Here is a 19,016-nt window from a genome sequence, read left to right as displayed (position 1 = left end):
TTTTAAATTAATTTAACCTTTAAAAAAGCAATTGTTGCGTTACTTCTTCTTCTGATAACTGAGCAACTTCCCCTAAAATTTGTGCTATTGCATCATTTTCTGCTTGTTCAATCTGTTGAGCGTTCACTTTTTGAGCAAGTTCAGCAATGGTGGGATTTTCAAACAAATAACGCAGAGGAAAATTTAGATAAAAGGCTTCTCTTAATCGAGAAATCACTTGTGTTGCCAGTAAAGAATGTCCTCCTAACTCAAAAAAGTTATCGTGAATTCCCACCTGTTTTAGTTTAAGAACTTCAACCCAAATCGTGGCTAATTCTTGTTCGGTAGGCGTGCGAGGAGCAACAAAATCAACCTCTAGATTTCTTTGGTCGGCATCTGGGGCGGGCAAAGCACGGCGATTGATTTTACCATTAGGTGTTAGGGGAAATGCCTCCAGAAACACGAAAGCGCCGGGAATCATATAGTCAGGCAGCTTTGTCTTGAGGAAGTTTCGCAGAGTGCTAGAAGTTGGGGGATGATCTTTGGCAATGAGATAGGCAACTAAAGATTTATTCCCAGGTTCATTTTCCCGTGCAATAACTATGACTTGCTTTATATCAGGGTGTTGATTTAGAACTGCCTCAATTTCTCCTAATTCAATGCGGAAACCACGAATTTTCACCTGTATATCAATTCGCTCCAGAAATTCCAGATTTCCATCAGGGAGACGGCGAATTAAATCTCCAGTTTTGTAAAGTGTATCGCCCTCAAGAAAAGGATTAGGAATAAATTTTTCACTGGTTAATGTTGGTTGATTTAAGTAACCTCTAGCAACACTCGCCCCACCCACATAAAGTTCCCCAGGAACACCAATCGGAACTCTGTGTAAATCTTTATCTAGTAGATAAACTCTTCTGTCACCGATGGGTTTTCCAATGGGAATTGACTGGACATTTTCAGCAAGTTGTTGAGGAATCGGGTAACAACAAGTAAAAACGGTACATTCTGAAGGGCCATAAGCATGAATTAATTGCGTTCTTGGCAGTAGTTTTAAGGCGCGACGAACATGAGGTACAGAAACAGATTCTCCGCCAAATAGCAGTTGTTTCACCTCTGATAACGCTTCAGGCATCGTGTCAATTATGAGATTGAATAAAGCAGTAGTCAGAAACAGAGTGTTAACCCCTTGTTCTTGGATGATGCGGCTTAAGTCTTCAGGTGTGGGAATTTTGCCTGGGTAAAGCACACAACGCCCACCATAAAGTAAGGGCGGCCAAAGTTCTAGGGTTAGTGCATCCCAAGAAATTGATGAATGTTGTAGCCAAATCTGTTCTGCATCAAGGTGAATATAATCAACCCCAAACATAAAACCAATGATGCTACGATGGGTAACTTCTGTTCCCTTTGGTGTTCCCGTCGAGCCAGAGGTATAAATGATATAAGCTAAGTTTTCTGGATTAACTTCACTGAGCAAATTGTCTTCACTATGTTGAGTAATTATTTCCCAATCTGAGTGAAGATTCACCACAATTTGATTATGGACTGGCAAGCGATCGCACAAATGATTATGCGTTAGTAAAATCGTTGTCTGGACATCTTCCATCATGAAAGTCAGTCTTTCTGAAGGATAAGCTGGATCTAGTGGAATGTATGCCCCACCAGCTTTCAGGATAGCCAGTATTCCGATCGCTAGAAATGGCGATCGCTCGACACAAATTCCTACCCGTACTTCGGGTTTAACTCCCAACGCTTGTAAATAATGAGCTAATTGATTGGCGCGGTTATTCAACTCCCGATAACTTAAATTTTGCTTTTCGTATACCAGTGCTACTGCATCAGGAGTTTTTTCTACCTGTTCTTCAAATAAACGATGAATACATTTGTAATGAATAGAATCTATGTTTTGATTATTTTCTTGGAGAATTAATTCTTTCTCTTCGGCTGCACTGAGCAGAGATAATTGGGAAATCTCTTGTTGTAGATTAGTTGCCATTCCTGCTAGCAATGTTTGGAAATGTCCAATCATACGGGCAATTGTCTCTTGCTCAAAACGACTGGCATCATAGACAATCCTTCCAGACAATTGTGATTGAGGATTAACCACAACCGTTAACGGGTAATTGGTGCGTTCAAAACAACGAAGATGACTAATGTCTAAAGTTTTTTTGGTTTTCTGTTCAGCAGAATCTAGCGGATAATTTTCAAACACTAAAAGGCTCTCGAACAGCGGCATTCCTGGGGGAACATCACTCAATCGTTGAATTTCTGCCAGGGAATAATAAGCATACTGTTCCTGTTGAAATGCTTGGCTTTGTAATTGCTTGAGCCAGGGTAATAATTCCGCTTTTCCATTGACTTGTACCCGGATGGGAAGGGTGTTGATCAGTAAGCCAACCATTGAATCCACTCCCGCAAGGGTTGGTGGACGGCCGGATACAGTTGCACCAAAAATTACATCACTTTCCCCACTGTAGCGGGAAAGCAGCAATGTATAAGCTCCTTGCACCAAATTATTCAGAGTTAAATGGTGCTGTCGTGCCGCATATTGCAGTTTCTCAGTTACCGTTTGAGATAATTGAAAAGTTTGCTCATTGTATATTCCTTCTTCCCTATTCCCTGTTAAAGAAATAGGAGTTTCAAACCCCTGGAGGTTTTTTTGCCAGAAGTTATTTGCCTGAGTAATATCCTGTTGCTGTAACCACTCAATATACTCCCGATAGGGGCGAGAGGGTATCAGGCGTAAATGTTCGCCTCGCTGATTAGCTTCATAAAAAGCTAAAACTTCTTTGAGGATAATCTGCATTGACCAGCCATCAAAAAGGATATGATGATGACTCCAAATAAATTGGTAAGTATACTCCTCTAGCTGGATGACAGTGAAGCGCATCAGAGGAGCTTGAGATAGATCAAATCGTTTTTGGCGATCGCATTTCAAAAAATCCCCTAAGTAGTGTTGTTGTTCATCTGGTGTGAAATTTTGCCAATCCAATTGCTCCCACGGGAGATCCACTTGCTTACTCACCATTTGCAAGGGTTTTTCTATCTCTTCCCAATAAAAAGCACTGCGTAAAACTGGATGCCGTGCCACAATCTGCTGCCAAGCTTGGACAAACCCAATAAAATTTAATTCTCCTTGGAGGATGCAAACCAACTGCTCAAAATAAACTTCCGATTCTGGCGCATAAAGGGTATGAAAAAGCATCCCCTGCTGCATGGGTGAAAGTTCATAAAGATCGTCGATATTATTCATGAAACTACCTCGGAGTGGGATTGGGAGAATGACAAATGACTACTTGTTTTTGTTGATTTTGGCTAGGAATTTGTCAAGCTGTTTTTGGCTGAGTCTGGCTGCTGAGAAGTCTGAAGGTGTATGACCGATCGCATCAGGGGATTGACAGTGGGTAATCAGCGATCGCAATGCCTCCATGAACCCAAAGGCCAAACCCTCAATGGTATCTCGTTTATGAATTTTCTCACTGTAAGTCCAAGTCATTTCCAGCCTTCCGGCACGAATAAATCCGCTTACTCCTAATAGGTGGCTGCGCTGATTAAGTAAACTCTGTTCAGCTTTGAATTCTTCAGCCAAACCCAACACAGCAGATGCCCTAAGTACCTGATCGAACTGACCAAGATAGTTAAAACTTACTTGTGCTTGAGGGAAACTTTCTAGTCTGGTGCGTATTGCGTTATCCGGCTGCAAATATCTCAACACGCCATAACCGATGCCTCGATTAGGGATGCGCCGCAGTTGTTCTTTAACTAACTTTAAAACCTCTCCTGGATGGTCAACTTCTTCTAGGTGTAAATGAACGGGGAATAAGGTGGTAAACCAACCCACAGTGCGGGACAAATCTACATCCTCAAATAAGTCTTCCCGTCCATGTCCCTCTAAATCAACGAGTAGGGAACGTTCTCCCGTCCATTGGGCAAAGCTTTGCACCAGGGCAGTTAATAGCACATCGTTTATTTGAGTGTTGTAGGCCGAGGGTACATCCTGCAAGAGGGCGCGGGTTTGTTCTTCAGTTAAAGAAAGCGACACAGAAGCGGTTGAGGCTAAGGTGTTATTTTCTTTACCTAAAGGATAATCTACTGGCAAGGCGGTAACTTTAAAACTAGACTCACTTAGCCAGTAATTCAACTCATCTGATGATTGGGCGTATTCTGTGAGGCGATCGCTCCAATATTGAAAAGAAGTTGTTTTAGGTGGTAATTTAATAACTTCACCACGACTGATTTGCTGATAACCAGTAGCCAAATCTTCGAGCAAAATCCGCCAGGAAATGCCATCTACTGCTAAGTGATGGATGATGAACAGTAACCGACCAGGTTGATTGTTGCCTAATTGAAACAATGCTACTCGTGCGATGCCTGCGGCGGGCGTAGCCATCGCTCCAATAGATAGATTCAAACTAGCTTGAAGTTCAGCATCAGCAGCTTTCATTGCTGTTTGTTGTTCTTCTGGTGACAGGTGCGACAAATTGATGACGCTAAATGGTACAGATTCTTGAGCCGGGACGTTAAACTGCTGCCAGTTTTCCTCTTGTTGCACAAACTGCGATTCTCCCCTTGGGAGACGTGCAAAGCGCGATCGCAAAGCATCGTGATGCAGTAACAATTGTTGTACAACTTGCTGTAATAGTTCTGGTTGCAAGTCTGGGGGCACTTCTAGCAAGGCTGATTGGTTAAAGTAATCAGGTTCGGGCAATTTCTGCTCGAAAAACCACTGTTGGATGGGTGTCAGTGCCACAAAACCAGTCACTAACCCTTGTTCCGCTTTGACAGAGCGAGTAATCCCTGCCACGGCAGCTAACTCAGCAATAGTTTGGTACTGAAATAGCTGTTTAGGGGCAATTTGGATACCCGCTTGATTGGCGCGGGAAATTATCTGAATGCTGAGGATGGAGTCTCCGCCCAATTCAAAGAAGTTATCGTGAATACCGACTTGTTTTAATCTTAAAATTTCTGACCAAATTGCCGCTAATCTTTCTTCTGTAGGGGTTTGAGGCGCAACAAATTTATCTTCTACACTGCGGGAAAGGTCGGGGGCTGGTAGGGCGCGGTAGTCTACCTTCTGATTCGGAGTCATTGGCAGGGCTTTCAGCAACATGAAAGCCGACGGAATCATGTAATTAGGTAGTTTCTGCTTCAGGAAATGCCGCAATTCCTCGGTGGTTGGTTGCGACTCTTTAGGCACAACATAAGCCACTAGCCGTTTTTGTCCGGGAATATCTTCACGAGCAATGACCACAGCTTGAAACACCTGTGAATGTTGTCTCAGCACCGTTTCGATTTCTCCCAACTCAATGCGGAAGCCCCGAATCTTCACCTGATCGTCAATCCGACCGAGATATTCCAGGTTGCCATCTGCCCGAAATCGTGCTAAGTCCCCTGTTTTATAAAGGCGATCAGAATCTCCCGTGCTTCGATCGAAGGGATGGGAGATGAATTTTTCCTCGGTTAACTCTGGACGTTGCCAATACCCTCTGGCTAATCCGGCTCCGCCAATGTGTAGTTCTCCGGAAACTCCTATAGGCACTGATTGCAGATATTGATCCAGAATATAAACTTGAGCATTGCTTACAGGTCGTCCAATTGCAACAGACGTGGCGGCTGGAGTTAAGCGCTCTAAGGTAGTTATAACCGTTGCTTCCGTTGGCCCGTAACTATTAAGTAATTGGGGTGGATGGGAGAAGTGAGCAATACTACTGTGCCAACGCTTCACTTTTTCGAGTTGAGCTTCTTCTCCGCCAATAATCAGCATTCTCAGACTTTCGGGAATTCGGGAGTCTTCAGAGGTAAGTTCCGCCGCCAACTGATGCCAATAGGCTGTAGGAAGATCCAAAACAGTTAACTGCCATTCTCGACAACACCGCCAAAATTCATCGCTGGAGTGCAACATCTGTTCGGTTCGCAACACTAATGTTGCACCGACTACAAGACAAGGAAAGATTTCTTCAACTGAGGCATCAAAACAGATAGATGCAAATTGCAGAATATTATCGCTTGCATTAATTCCATATTCATGCATAGCGGTGAGGGCAAAATTGAACAGCGATCGCTGTTCAATCATCACCCCTTTGGGTTTACCTGTAGAACCAGAAGTGTAAATAATGTAGGCGAGGTTATGGAGTTGAACTTCGCTAATCGGATTAGCTGTACTGTGTTGAGCAATTTGTAACCAGTCCGTATCTAAACAGATCGTTTTTCCGGCATAATCTGGTAGTTTGGCTGAGAATCTTTCTTGAGTCAGCAGAATGCTCAGTTGCGTATCTTCGAGAATGTCAGCTAGTCGCTCTTTGGGATAGGCAGGGTCAAGGGGAATATATGCACCCCCTGCTTTGAGAATGCCAAGTAAGCCAACAATCATCTCTAGGGAACGCTCAACGCAGATACCGACGAGGGTTTCTGGTTTGACTCCCAAACTTTGCAGATGGTGGGCTAATTGATTGGCGCGATCGCTCAATTGGCGGTAAGTTAGCTGTTGTCCTTCTTGCTGAATAGCCACGGCATCAGGCGATCGCTCCACCTGAGCCGCAAATAACTTATGGATACACTCTTTAGCGGGATATTCTCTGTGAGTCTGATTCCATTCCACCAGTAACTCTTGCTGAGTCGGCGTTAGCAATGGTAATTGCGAAACTTGCTGCTCCGGGTTAGCAATAATCGCATTTAGTAAATTTTGATACTGCTCTAATATTTGTTGAATTGTGGCAGCATCGAAGAGGTCACTGTTGTATTCTAAAATTAGCGTGATTCCCTTGGCTCCGCTTTTAGACCCGTTCTGCACGCGTTGCTCTGAACGCGGTATGACCAAAAAATCTAAATCAAACTTTGCTGATTTATTACTGATAGGTTCATGCAAACTGATGTCTAAACCAGGAAGACTCAAGTCTGGCATGGGAGAATCATGGAAGCTGAACATCACTTGAAATAGAGGATTGTGACTCAAATTCCGTATTGGCTTCAGCACCTCCACTACCTTATCGAAGGGTAAATCTTCGTTGGTGTATGCTTCCAGAGTCACTTGACGCACTCGACCGAGTAATTCTCTAAATGTGGGATTGCCAGACAAATCAGTGCGTAGAACCAGGTTATTGACGATCATGCCAATTAGCTTTTCTACCTCCTGCATCCGCCGATTAGCAACAGCAGTGCCCACGCTCAGGTCGTCCTGGCCAGTGTATCGGTGCAATATTACCAGGAAAGCTCCTAGCATCGTCATAAATAAGGTGACACCCTCTTGACGACTCAGAACTCTCAGGGATTCGCACAAGTCAATCGGAAGTTCTAGCCTAATTTGATCACCATTGTAAGTTTGCTCTGTCGGTCGCGGGCGATCGTAGGGTAATTCCAACAACGGTGAACTACCAGATAACTTCTGCTGCCAATAGGCCAATTGTGCTTGTGCTTCCTGGCTTTTGACCCACTGTCGCTGCCAATGGGCAAAATCCACAAACTGAAGCAGTGGTTTAGGAAGGATAGCAGAATCTCCCAGCGAGAATGCTTGATAAAGTTTCAGCAGTTCATCCAGAAACACATTGAATGACCAACCATCATGAGCCATGTGATGCTCAATGTGGATCAACAAATGTTCTTGGTCGCTCAACCTCAACAAAACCCACTTAACTAATGGTAGTTGATTCAGGTCAAACGGCTTTTGCACTTCTATCTCAACTAGGCGTTGAGCTTCTGTTTCTCGCTCCGATTCAGGGAATGTCTGGAGATCAACTACTCTGAAGCTGATTGGTTGCGCTGGGTGGATTACCTGAAATAGGCGTCCATTCACCGCCGGATAAGTCGTGCGAAAGATTTCATGACGCTGCACAATCTCGTTGAGGCACTGTTGTAAGACTGCCACATTTAGCTGACCCTTAAATCGCATAGTTGCCTGGAATTGGTAGGCACTACTTTCAGGGGCCAATTGCTGGATGAAGTACACTCGCTCTTGAGCAAAGGAAACTGGCAAGAGTCCTTCACGCCCAATTCGTTGGATGGTAGGACGCTGCAACTGCGGTTCTATGCGGCTGTACTGTTCGATTAGTTGAGCCAGACCGGCTATGGTGGGTTTTTCAAAAATGTGGTGATAGGACAACTCGACTTGGAAAACTTCGCGCACGCGGGAAAGGAGTTGAGTTGCAATTAGGGAATGACCACCCAGTTGGAAAAAATTGTCATTGACTCCAATCTGCTCAAGTGCTATTAACTCAGCCCAGATGACTGCTAACTTCTCCTCAATTGGGTTCCGAGGCGCGACAAAGGTTTCTTCGAGATCGGGGCGTGTGCGATCGCCAGCTGGAAGATTCTGACGATCCACTTTACCATTGGGAGTCAGGGGCAAGGAGTCGAGAATCACAAAGACTGCTGGCACCATATAGTTAGGCAGCCTTTCTTGAAGGAAGCGTTTGAGGGTAGTGACGCTCGTATCAAGCTTTTGCTTAAGCACAATATAGGCGACAAGGCGCTGATCGCCAGGGATGTCTTCACGGGCGATCGCTACTGCTTGCTGTACATCCGGGTGTTGACTCAAAAGCGCTTCAATTTCTCCCAGTTCAATACGGAAGCCGCGAATCTTCACCTGATGATCGACTCGCCCAATAAACTCAATATTGCCGTCTGGTAAGAAACGGGCTAAGTCCCCGGTTTTGTATAATCTACTCCCTTCTGCCTTCTCGAAAGGATTGGGGATAAATTTTTCCTCGGTTAATTCTGGGCGGTTCAGATAGCCTCGTGCCAATCCGTCGCCACCAATATATAATTCACCAGGAGTACCAATGACAACTGGTTGAAGTTGGGAGTCCAGGATATAAATTTGTGTATTGGAGAGTGGGCGACCAATCGGCACGTTTGTTGCCTCTTCGGCAATATCCTCCACTAGATACCAACAAGAGAATGTTGTACTCTCAGTTGGCCCATAAACATGCACCAATTGCTGTGGCGACCCATTTCTCAGAACCGCTTTGACTGACTTGGGATCTACAGCCTCGCCTCCAAATAGCAAGTGTCGCAGGTCTTTAAATGCCTGGGGAACAATGCTGGCTAACTGATTAAATAAGGCTGTCGTCAAAAACAATACGCTAATCCCTTGTTCGCGGATGTACGCTGCGAAATGCTGGGGCGAAAGCACAACATTGTGAGGAATTACTACCAGCGTAGCCCCGTGCAGGAGAGATCCCCAGATTTCAAATGTAGCTGCGTCAAAGGAAGTATTTGAGGCTTGAGCAACGCGTAGTTGACCGCCTTCGGCATCGTTTGGCACAAAATTTATATAGTTGGTGTTGCATACTAACCGATTCACAGCCCGATGCGGCACAGCTACTCCCTTTGGTGTTCCTGTAGAACCGGAGGTGTAGATCACGTAAGCCAGATTTTCAGCCGTGACGTTACTAGTCGCATTCTCTTGGCTGTGTTGGTTGATGAATTCCCAATCAGTATCCAGACAAACCACCTGTACTCCGCTCCCAGCAAAGCTTTCAACAAACTTTTGCTGGGTTAATAGCACCTGCACTTGAGAATCTGAGAGCATGAACGCTAGACGCTCTTTGGGATATGTCGGATCTAATGGCACATAAGCTCCACCCGCCTTGAGGATGCCCAAGCTAGCCACTACCATTTCCCAAGAGCGTTCAACGCAAATACCTACCAGAACTTCTGGCCCTACTCCTAGCGAATCGCTACGCGACAGCAAAGCTGAACGCAAATAATCTGCTATTTTGTTGGCTCGGTGGTTCAACTCTTGGTAAGTTAGTTGTTCATCTTTAAAAACGACAGAAATATTGTCTGGAGTTTTTTCTACTTGTACTTCAAATAACTGATGTATGCATAGATGTTTGGGATAATCTACCGCTGTATCATTCCATTCCACCAATATTTTATGTCGTTCCTGCTCAGTTAAAGCAGAAAAAGCATCAATATCCTGAGTAGAGTTAATGATAATTTCTTCCATAATAAATTTAGTACAAAAATTGAAAATTTTAGGAAAGCTATAACTCTTGTATATATGCTTGACCAAATAATTACTAATTCGTTGGGAAAATAATCGGCCTTTGAGGGCTTAATCCGGTGAGATTCAGACTCAGAGGCCATTTTTTTTGCTGAGGGCAATTTGGTGCGATTACTGAACCGACACAAATTTGAAAATAAAATGCGAATGGATATCTCAAAGCAAAATACAGTTAGCTTTTAATCATCCTAAATTCCCAATTTAAAATCTAAATTAGTGCCGTTCGATTTGAAATCTCAAGGAATTTAACAGTGAAATTATTCCTCGACGATTTCAATTGTTTTTGGTGGCTGAATCTCTTCAGTATCAATAATCACTTCTGGACTCAGTTCATTTTTCAGTTTGAGTTTTAGCTCCTCTGAAATGGGTAAATCTTTAATTTCTTTCAAGAGGAATCTCACAGATTCGGTTTTGCTACGTTCTGTATAGACGGCCTTGAGAACAGCTTCAATTCCATATCCCGCGACAGTATCCCCTACAACCGTTATTAGACCAAGCAGTGCTATCCCTCCGACAATGCCAAACGGCCCTCCTAACGCTGTGATGGCAGCTGCAATAGCGGCAGAACTACCCCCTGTTGTGACTGTTAGAATCACGAGAAATACGCCAGGAAGACCCAGACCAGCAAGTTTTTTAACGATTTCGTCCATTTTAATTACCTAAAATCCTTTGTTGGTTAAAACATTACTAAGGGTACGAGAGTTGAGCCTTTGTAAATAAAGAAACCTATCTCAAAACCAGACTAAACTAAATAAGAGTCATTCCTGCTCAGATTGGGTTAATATTTTTTGAGTTGTTTCTCTATTTACCCCGATCTGATAGTTCGATTTGGTTGGGGTTCCAATCGCCAAGTCCCCAATCCCCACTCACAATTCAATCAAAGCGATCGCTAATTTTTCCATTTACAGCAGAGATAGCAACTGTTCTTGGTGAGGCTAAATAATTTTTGCCCGTTGGATCGCCGCTACGGCCTTTAAAATTGCGATTGGTTGCATAAATCCCTGTTTCTTCTTTTGCCAAAACCCCAAGCCCAGAATTGATACAAGCCCCACAACCTATCTTGAGAATCTGTGCCCCTGCTTGTTCAAAAATGTCGAGATAACCTAATTCCTGGGCTTGTTCTCGGATTTCAATGCTTGCAGGGACAATAAACAAGTTTACACCGTCTGCTAGTTGGCGACCCTTCAAAACTTCAGCGGCCTGAGCTAAATCGTAGAGTTTACCTCCAGTACAAGAGCCAATAAAGGCTTTGGTAATCGGAATATCTTCTAACTGACTAATGGCAACTACTTGATCGGGTTTTGGAGGACGTGCAACTTGCGCTTCTAAATCACTAAGGTCAAATTGATAAACTCTTTCGTACTCAGCATCAGCATCGCCGATAATCTCTACAAATTTTTCTGAAGCTCGGTTTTTTACATATTCACGTGTCACCTCATCAGGAACAATCAAACCACAGATTGCACCACACTCCACAGCCATATTAGCTAGGGTCAACCGTTCATCAAAGGGCAGTTGGGCGAGGATTGACCCTCTAAACTCCATTACCTTACTGGTAGCGCCAGCACAGCCGATTTGTCCCAGGATAAATAGGATAATATCTTTGGCACTGATTTTAGAAGGCAAGGTTCCAGACAACTCAAATACTATAGTTGGAGGAACACGAATCCACATATCTCCTGTGGCATAAATATTAGCCATATCAGTGGTTCCTACCCCCGTGGAAAAGGCTCCCAATGCCCCGTAGGTGCAGGTATGGGAATCTGTACCGGCAATTATCATTCCTGGTCGGACAAACCCTTTTTCTGGGAGTAAAACGTGACAGATGCCTGCTGCTTCACCTGGGGAAACCATATCAAATAAGTGGCATCCTTGGTCTTGGGCAAACTGAATCATCTGGTCATACATCAGATATGCTTTGTCATCAGCACGGATGTCGTTAACTTGGATAAAGTGATCGGCTACCAAAACCACCTTTTGGGAGTCCCATAATTTTGCTCCTTCTCCATACTGTTTATAAAATGTCTTGGCCACAGGCCCGGCCACAGCATCATGAGATAAGGCTAAATCGACCTGAGCAAAAACCACTTCTCCCGGCTGGACGTAGGTATTACCAGAGGCTTTGGCCAAGAGTTTTTCGACTAAAGTCATTGGTCGGGTTGGCGTCAGACTGCGAGGAATGGTGATCTGACCTTGACGACGCATCTGATTAAAAGACATTAGCCCACCGGCTGCTGCGATCGCATCAACTACAGGATTCTCCTGTTTTTCCCCTAAAATTTCTAGGGAAAGTCCAATATTGATGCTATTGCGATAAAAAATTTCCGCAAACGATCGCGCCCGAATCTTTTCAATTCCCGCAGCTTGCAGGGCAATGGGGGCAACTTCTCGACTGGAACCACAGCCGAAATTTTCTCCGGCTTCAATCACATTGTATTTTAGCAGTTCACCTTCGCCAATAACATGTTCTAAAGCATAGTGTTTTAAGCTATCAGGGTGATCGTTTGTTGCCCGATTCGCAGGAATAATATCATCGGTATTGATATCATCTCCAAGGTGCAAAACATTATTTCCGTGACTCATGAAGCACTCCTAATTGAGAATGTTGCACCGCTGAAATTTCTTCAAGCAAAAGGTCAACTAAGGTTGCAGTATTGACTAAAATTTCTTCTCCTTGGGTAAATAAATCAGCTGTTCGGTATCCCTTAGCTAAAACTCGGTCTTGTGCTGCAATAATCAGTTGGGCAGCCTGCACTTCTCCCCATTGCTGAAGCATTAAAATACAGGCTCCAAGGGTTCCAAGAGGATTAGCAATTCCCTTCCCTGCAATGTCTGGGGCTGTACCATGAATCGCTTCGTACAAACCAAATCCATTAGCGTTAAGACTCGCTGATCCTAACAAGCCAATTGAGCCAACTAATGCACCACCAATATCGCTGAGAATATCTCCAAACAGATTCCCCGCCAAAATTACATCAAACCGCTGCGGATTAAGAACCATTTGCATAGCTAAGTTATCCACCAGCATTAGTTCGACGATAACACCAGGAAACTCTGTGGCTTCTTCTTGCACTAGACGAGTCCAAGGCAAATGAGGTAAGGCGTTTTCTTTGTGGGCTACGGTGAGTAATCCTCGGCGGTATTGGGCTTGCTCTAAAGCCTTACGAGCTATTCGACGAATTTCTTCATCGTAATAGCGCATCGTATGGTATCCATAATTTCCTGCTTCGTCTGAGGAACGTCCAGATGACCCAAAATAAATCCCACTGACTAATTCTCGGACGATGAGAATATCAAGTCCTTGAATTTTTTCTGGTCGAAGGCTAGATTTATGCAGGAGACTATCAACAACACGGATCGGGCGAAGATTACAAAAAAAGTCGAAGTGCTTTCGGAGTTCTAGCAGTCCCCCTTGAGTAACCGCACCAAATACAATTCCATCGGCTCCATCGCCCAGTTTGGCGGTGGCTAGAGGGAAGTAACTACCCAGTTTTTCAAAAGCCGTTGCACCTAGCCAGCCATAGTCTACCTGCAAGGTAAATCCTTCAATTTTAGCGACGTGTTGCAGAATTTTTAAAGCAGCTTCCACAACTTCTGGCCCAATCCCTTCCCCAGGAATGGCGACGATCCGATAAGATGGCTTACTTAAAGACCCCATTTCGACCTATAGAAAATTACTGGCTCCAGTTCATTCTCATTCAGAAATATCAAATTTAGGTTGATAGAATACTACATAATTCATCAATTTGTTTGCTTTTTTCTTGAATCAGCGTATTCCCTAAAGTTTGTAACTGCCGCAGATTATCTGGCTTGGCATTATCTATTTCTTCGAGTTCACTTTTTAAGAATGTTTGAAATCGGTAATAAGAAGTTTTATTACCTTTATTATTAGACTCAAACAACCGTTCTAATTCTCCAGCTACTACTTCACTGCCACCGTCAAGCACAATATTTAACAGAGGTTTTGCCCATTGCAATAGTCCCCATTTTTTAACTTCGTCATAAGGATAGACACTTGTGAGTGAACCAGTACCCAAGGATACTAATAAGATATCGTCTGTATTCAGGACTTGTTTGTTTTCTTGTCTACTAATTTGCGCTTCTAAAATAGCCAAATTAGCTGGATTATTAGCAACTACTCCGCCATCAACTAAAGTGTAGAAGCCATTACTATTATGGGAACTCCCAACCCGATAGGGAGAAAAATAAGTTGGAGTTGCACTAGTTGCTAGTGCCGCATCTGTAAGCGTAAAACCTGCACACAACTTGCGAAACTTTTTCGATTCTGTCTGTTGTTTTTCCAGTTTATTTGTAAAAAATATCGGGATTCGCTGCTCGATATCGTAGCTAGTTACGAAAACTTCTTTGAGATTATTTTCTAGAGGAGTATCACCGAAATATTGCCTGATAATTTCCTCTCTACCTTCAGAAGAATATTTTGGTTGAACGAATATATCCTCTAGCTGACCGAGTACTTGTTCCCAAAATGGCTCATAAAATATCTCAGCCCCATACTCAAGATATATTTGCAGGAGATCCTCAGCACTATATTGGGCGACAGGCGAGCTGTCAGTTACCTCTAAATCTAATCGGGGTTTAGTTAATCCGAGTGCCAAAATTCCACCACTAGAAGTGCCAGAAATTAAATCGAACAAACTAAAAATCGGCTTTTGTGTCCGCTTTTCAATTTCTGCCAGGATCATTGTGGGAATTATGCCGCGAATACCGCCGCCATCAATGGCAAGTATTTTATATTTGGGATTGGCTTTAGTGTTCATAGTTTTTGGCGATCGCTCCTGAGTTAATGTTTCTGGTTCTTGCTGTTGGATATTGACTCCAACTTGACTTTCCTTTGTTTGGACTGTTTCGGCTTTCTCCTGTTTTGGTGGGGGAGTTTGAATGTTCGTAGATTTTTCGCTCTGTTTTTTTGTCCCTTTTTTTCCCTTTGGACTCACAGTCGGGACGCTAGCTTCCACGATTGGGGGAACTTCAACTGACTCTTTCTGCAACTCACCTTCCGCGATCGCAGTTACTTCAACAGAGACAATCTCTGCAATCAACTGGCTTTCTTCTTCCAGCACCACAGGTTTTGCAAGTTTTTCCTCCTCGGAACTACTCGCTGTCACATCTTGTCTCTCGCTCTCGTTCGATGATTGTGTAATTCCAAATGGAAGTTGTGCTACATCCCAATTAGGATTGCCACGCAATTTTCCATCATGACCATTTATAGTCTGGTCTTTTACAGTTGTTCCTTGTCCTTCGTTTAATGCCCAGTAAGCGACTAATCCTTGTTCATTGCCAACTAGAGGCTGATAGCGATGCCTTTGGATGTCCACTGGGGGACAGGGGTAATTCCAGACGCTAATGTTAGCTAATTGACCTGTGAAAAAGATATTGTTGTGTAAAGTCGCACCCAGAGTCACAGAACTTGTTGCTTTGTTTAAAGAGTCACCTGTAAAGTGGCCAAAATACTCATGTTCATCAAGATATATGCTCAGTTGACCTTTATTAAAAACAATGGCAAAGAAGTGCCATTGTCCGATAGTTAATTCTCCATTGCCAAAAGTTGTAATTTTCTTTTCCAGATTTTCATCAATGAATACATCTAGGCTCCCTGATTCACTGATGCCGAACTCAAAATTATCACTATATCGATCTGAAGAACGAGCAAAAAAAACATTGCGTGTGCCATAATTAGTGGCTTGATCTTTTAGCTGATGAGGATTCACCCATCCTGAAATCGTAAAGGCTGAACTTCCCTGAGCAAAAACACCAGCAAAATTATTTTTGCCAAAATCTATGTAATCATCTTGACCATCAAATGTCAGAACTGACTGGCTATATAGCTGGTTTGTCACGAGATTTTAATCTCCAAATAGGATAATCCGTAATTAATAAATGCAATAGCAAGTTATTTTTAAATTCTAGTAACTATAGCTTGTTGGTAAATATGTTGGACGACCTCTGATAAACACATTTTTTGCAAGAATTATCATTAGTTAACAAATTGATTGTAGACATCAAAAAAAATTATAGTAAATTAGAATGCATCTGTTCTAGCCCAAAATTAGTTTTTTGATGAAATAAACTAGTTTTTTGAAACCCAACGTGCTTAACCCAGTCTTTCAAATAATCTCAGCTTTATCAAGAAAATGCAATAGCAGGTAAAACAAGAAATAAGACAGTTAAGACAGTTAATTAAAGAATTAAGTGGACAGTTAAGACAGTTAAGACAGTTAAGTGGACAGTTAAGACAGTTAAGACAGTTAATTAAAATATTTAAAACACTAAATAAAGAATAATTACCAACGGTAACTTCTTTGTATTTAGAGAGATACACGATTGGCAATCTGTTTAAAGTGGGCGATCGCACTTCAGATGAATCAACATGAAACGCTGAAATACCCAGGTATTATTTCATGGCTCCAGTCAATCCCACAAACAATACCCCAGTCAGTGTATTGGCAGTGAAAGCGTTGATATTCTACCATTTCAATTGACTTGGCAACAAAATGGACTACTTGGTATAATTGAAGACTTTTTAGCAACAGGCTAAAAAGAAGGGGTATGCTTATGCCTAGTTTATCTTCGACAAAAACCAATTTTTGAAATATTAGGCTTACTCTTTGATTTCTCCAAAACAAAAGCCAATGATGCTTTTAATTATTGGCTAGAAGTTTTAAGATACATCTTACCAGCATCTCAAATAGAAGAAGTAGAAAGAGATAGCCAAAAATATCAAGATTTGCGTCGACTGCTTGGTGAATACGGCATTTTCATGAAAGCAACTTTCCCCCCCTCTATTTCACCTGCTCAATTCTAGCGGCTGCCATACTGGTTAGGCTACACCTACGTAATTCTAGCACCCCTAAAAGCAAGTTTATTTGGCAACATCTTCAAAGTCTGCGATCGCACAAGCAAATTCTCTAAAAGCTGTTTTAATCAGAACCTCTTTTGTTCCCCTTTCCAGCGAAGAATTGCGTATGAGGTCTGTTAATTCTATGAACAGCAGAGAAAACATAAAACGATCTTGGCGGTCAACTTGTTTCAAGCAAGACGATATAAACTGATAAAGCTCTGTTTTTCTAGGTTTGGTTTGTTCATCCCATATTTGCAACCCAAGCCGAAAAGTTCTCAAGCGGATTTCATTACTGTTGTAGGACGCGTCTTTGTAGCGGACTGATACGCGTTGGGGTATTTCCATGAGTTTTAGCTATACATATTCAATGTAAAGTAATTATTCAGTTATATTTTGGCTCAACCGGAAAAATCTCAGATTTTTCACCAATTCCAACAGCGGCCATAGGTTAGAAAAGATTTGGTTGCAGACATAATGCAGATGACAGAGAAATTTGAGCATCGGGTCATCCATTTGGAAGTCGCCCCGTTTATTGTGAGAATAAAGGCAGCTAGAATCAACTCATGCAGGTATCAAGCCATTTGATTGGTAATGCAGTTAAATACTCGGATGCGGGCGAGCTAGTTAACTTGAAACTGACTCAGGCTAATGGTTGAGCAGTGATTCAAGTTAGCGATCGCGCTCATGGCATTCTGTTGTTGGCTCAGTCTTTCCTCCTGCTTCCTGCCTCCTTCTATCTGACATTACCTGCTTTAGGAGCAAAAATATGACAGCACATATCCTTTTGGTGGAAGATGAAGTCAAACTGGCGCGATTTGTCGAATTAGAACTTAGTAGTGAAGGATACCAAGTAAGTGTAGCCCATGATGGCATCACTGGTTTAACCCTGGCGCGAGACTCATTACCAGATTTAGCGATTCTGGATTGGATGCTACCAGGACTGACGGGTTTGGAAATTTGTCGCCGTTTGCGAGCAACAGGTAGTACAGTCCCAGTGATTTTATTGACAGCAAAAGATGAAGTGAGCGATCGCGTCGCCGGATTAGATGCAGGAGCCGATGATTATGTAGTTAAGCCCTTCAGTATTGAGGAACTACTAGCTAGAATTCGCGCTCATCTCCGCCGCACGCAAGAAACAGACGAGGATTTGTTGCAATTTGAAGATTTAAGCTTAAATCGCCGCACCCGTGAAGTTTTTCGGGTAAAACGAAGCATTGAGTTAACAGCAAAAGAGTTTGACTTATTAGAATATCTTCTTTCATATCCCCGTCAAGTGTTTACTAGAGACCAAATTTTAGAGAAAGTTTGGGGTTACGACTTCATGGGCGATTCTAATATTATTGAGGTTTACATTCGTTATTTGCGACTCAAGTTAGAAGAAAATAATGAAAAGCGTTTGATTCATACAGTCCGTGGTGTAGGCTATGCACTGCGGGAGTAATCGTAATGACTTGGGAATTTCGACAAAAAGCAACATATTAAAGACAAAAGAGGATCATGAATAAAAAATGGGCTGTTAAACGACTGACAGTAAATCTCACAACCGAGGAAATGAAAAAACTGGAATGCTACTGTGCTTCCACAGGAAGGCCAGCAACAGATGTAATTCGAGAATTGCTCCGAACTCTTCAGGTTGACAATGCTGAAAACTCTGAGATGAAAGCAGTAGATTCAACAAGAACTGTTGGTAGTTTGTCAAAATTACAGTAACTATTCACTCGAATATCCGCCAAATCTCAGAAATCTGCTACTTGATGCGCCAACGATAGGACTAAAGGCAATACGCTTGGCGTTAAGGCTTGCTCTAATTCCCTCTTTTTAAAGAGAGAATTAGAGCAAGCTTTTTTAAAGAAAGCTAGTTGGAAAACTCATCCAACGGAATGGCTCCCCATGATATCGTGTCTGGTTCAAGACTTATCATTAAGACGGCAGGGGAGCAGGGGGCAGGGGGAAAGAGGGTTTCCTGGTTTTTGCACAGATGCGGGAATTATAACTAATTAGGCGGACATGATATGAGAGACTGGCATGGTTTGGGGATATTCCGAGGCAAAATATCACTAACACCAAGCATATAGAGACTAAAAAATGATCGGGCACTAGAAAGTTGGGTATTCTATTCTTTTGGTATAGTTTTTGTTATTCCATCTAGATATCCACAAAAGCACTCCCACCAACCCT

9 protein-coding genes and 1 pseudogene are annotated in these 19,016 nt (G+C 42.8%); 3 read left to right on the top strand and 7 right to left on the bottom strand.

The genetic code is table 11. The features are described 5' to 3' along the window. Positions 1-19 precede the first annotated feature (19 nt). From HWQ44_RS16465 to HWQ44_RS16440, 6 genes are all read right to left on the bottom strand, one after another. Entirely contained in the window at positions 20-3,229 is a 3,210-nt protein-coding gene (locus tag HWQ44_RS16465) for an amino acid adenylation domain-containing protein (RefSeq protein WP_292720451.1), read from the bottom strand. A gap of 39 nt (positions 3,230-3,268) precedes the next feature. Then, entirely contained in the window at positions 3,269-9,922 is a 6,654-nt protein-coding gene (locus HWQ44_RS16460) for a non-ribosomal peptide synthetase (RefSeq protein WP_292720448.1), read from the bottom strand. 314 nt (positions 9,923-10,236) lie between these two features. Next, positions 10,237-10,629 (bottom strand): hypothetical protein, encoded by a 393-nt coding sequence (locus tag HWQ44_RS16455; protein ID WP_292720445.1) that lies wholly within the window; start codon positions 10,627-10,629, stop codon positions 10,237-10,239. A 223-nt stretch (positions 10,630-10,852) separates the two neighbouring features. Then, on the bottom strand, positions 10,853-12,562 hold the full coding sequence (locus HWQ44_RS16450; RefSeq protein WP_292720442.1) for an aconitase/3-isopropylmalate dehydratase large subunit family protein: 1,710 nt from the start codon (positions 12,560-12,562) through the stop codon (positions 10,853-10,855). Then, positions 12,546-13,637 (bottom strand): isocitrate/isopropylmalate dehydrogenase family protein, encoded by a 1,092-nt coding sequence (gene leuB, locus HWQ44_RS16445; RefSeq protein ID WP_292720440.1) that lies wholly within the window; start codon positions 13,635-13,637, stop codon positions 12,546-12,548. The genes HWQ44_RS16450 and leuB overlap by 17 nt, the downstream gene beginning before the upstream one ends. Positions 13,638-13,692: 55 nt before the next feature. Further along, a complete protein-coding gene (locus tag HWQ44_RS16440; protein WP_292720438.1) occupies positions 13,693-15,837 on the bottom strand; it encodes a patatin-like phospholipase family protein in 2,145 nt (714 codons plus the stop codon). A gap of 713 nt (positions 15,838-16,550) precedes the next feature. Between HWQ44_RS16440 and HWQ44_RS16435 the strand changes: the two are divergent. Next, positions 16,551-16,802, top strand: a pseudogene (locus tag HWQ44_RS16435) (transposase family protein); the annotation flags it as partial. 57 nt (positions 16,803-16,859) lie between these two features. On the opposite strand, the gene HWQ44_RS16430 reads toward HWQ44_RS16435, so the two are convergent. After that, the gene (locus HWQ44_RS16430; protein WP_292720437.1) at positions 16,860-17,183 is read right to left on the bottom strand and encodes a hypothetical protein; all 324 of its coding nucleotides are present in this window, start codon (positions 17,181-17,183) and stop codon (positions 16,860-16,862) included. Between the two features lie 421 nt (positions 17,184-17,604). Here HWQ44_RS16430 and HWQ44_RS16425 point away from each other — a divergent pair, with 421 nt between their 5' ends. Together HWQ44_RS16425 and HWQ44_RS16420 are read left to right on the top strand one after the other, a co-directional pair. Next, positions 17,605-18,279 (top strand): response regulator transcription factor, encoded by a 675-nt coding sequence (locus tag HWQ44_RS16425; RefSeq protein ID WP_292720435.1) that lies wholly within the window; start codon positions 17,605-17,607, stop codon positions 18,277-18,279. A 56-nt stretch (positions 18,280-18,335) separates the two neighbouring features. Then, on the top strand, positions 18,336-18,548 hold the full coding sequence (locus tag HWQ44_RS16420) for a CopG family transcriptional regulator (protein WP_292720433.1): 213 nt from the start codon (positions 18,336-18,338) through the stop codon (positions 18,546-18,548). Positions 18,549-19,016: the final 468 nt, after the last annotated feature.

Origin of the sequence: Nostoc sp. JL34, assembly GCF_017114945.1 — a bacterium.
Taxonomy (GTDB): Bacteria; Cyanobacteriota; Cyanobacteriia; order Cyanobacteriales; family Nostocaceae; genus Nostoc.
This window is presented reverse-complemented; position numbering and strand designations above follow the sequence as displayed.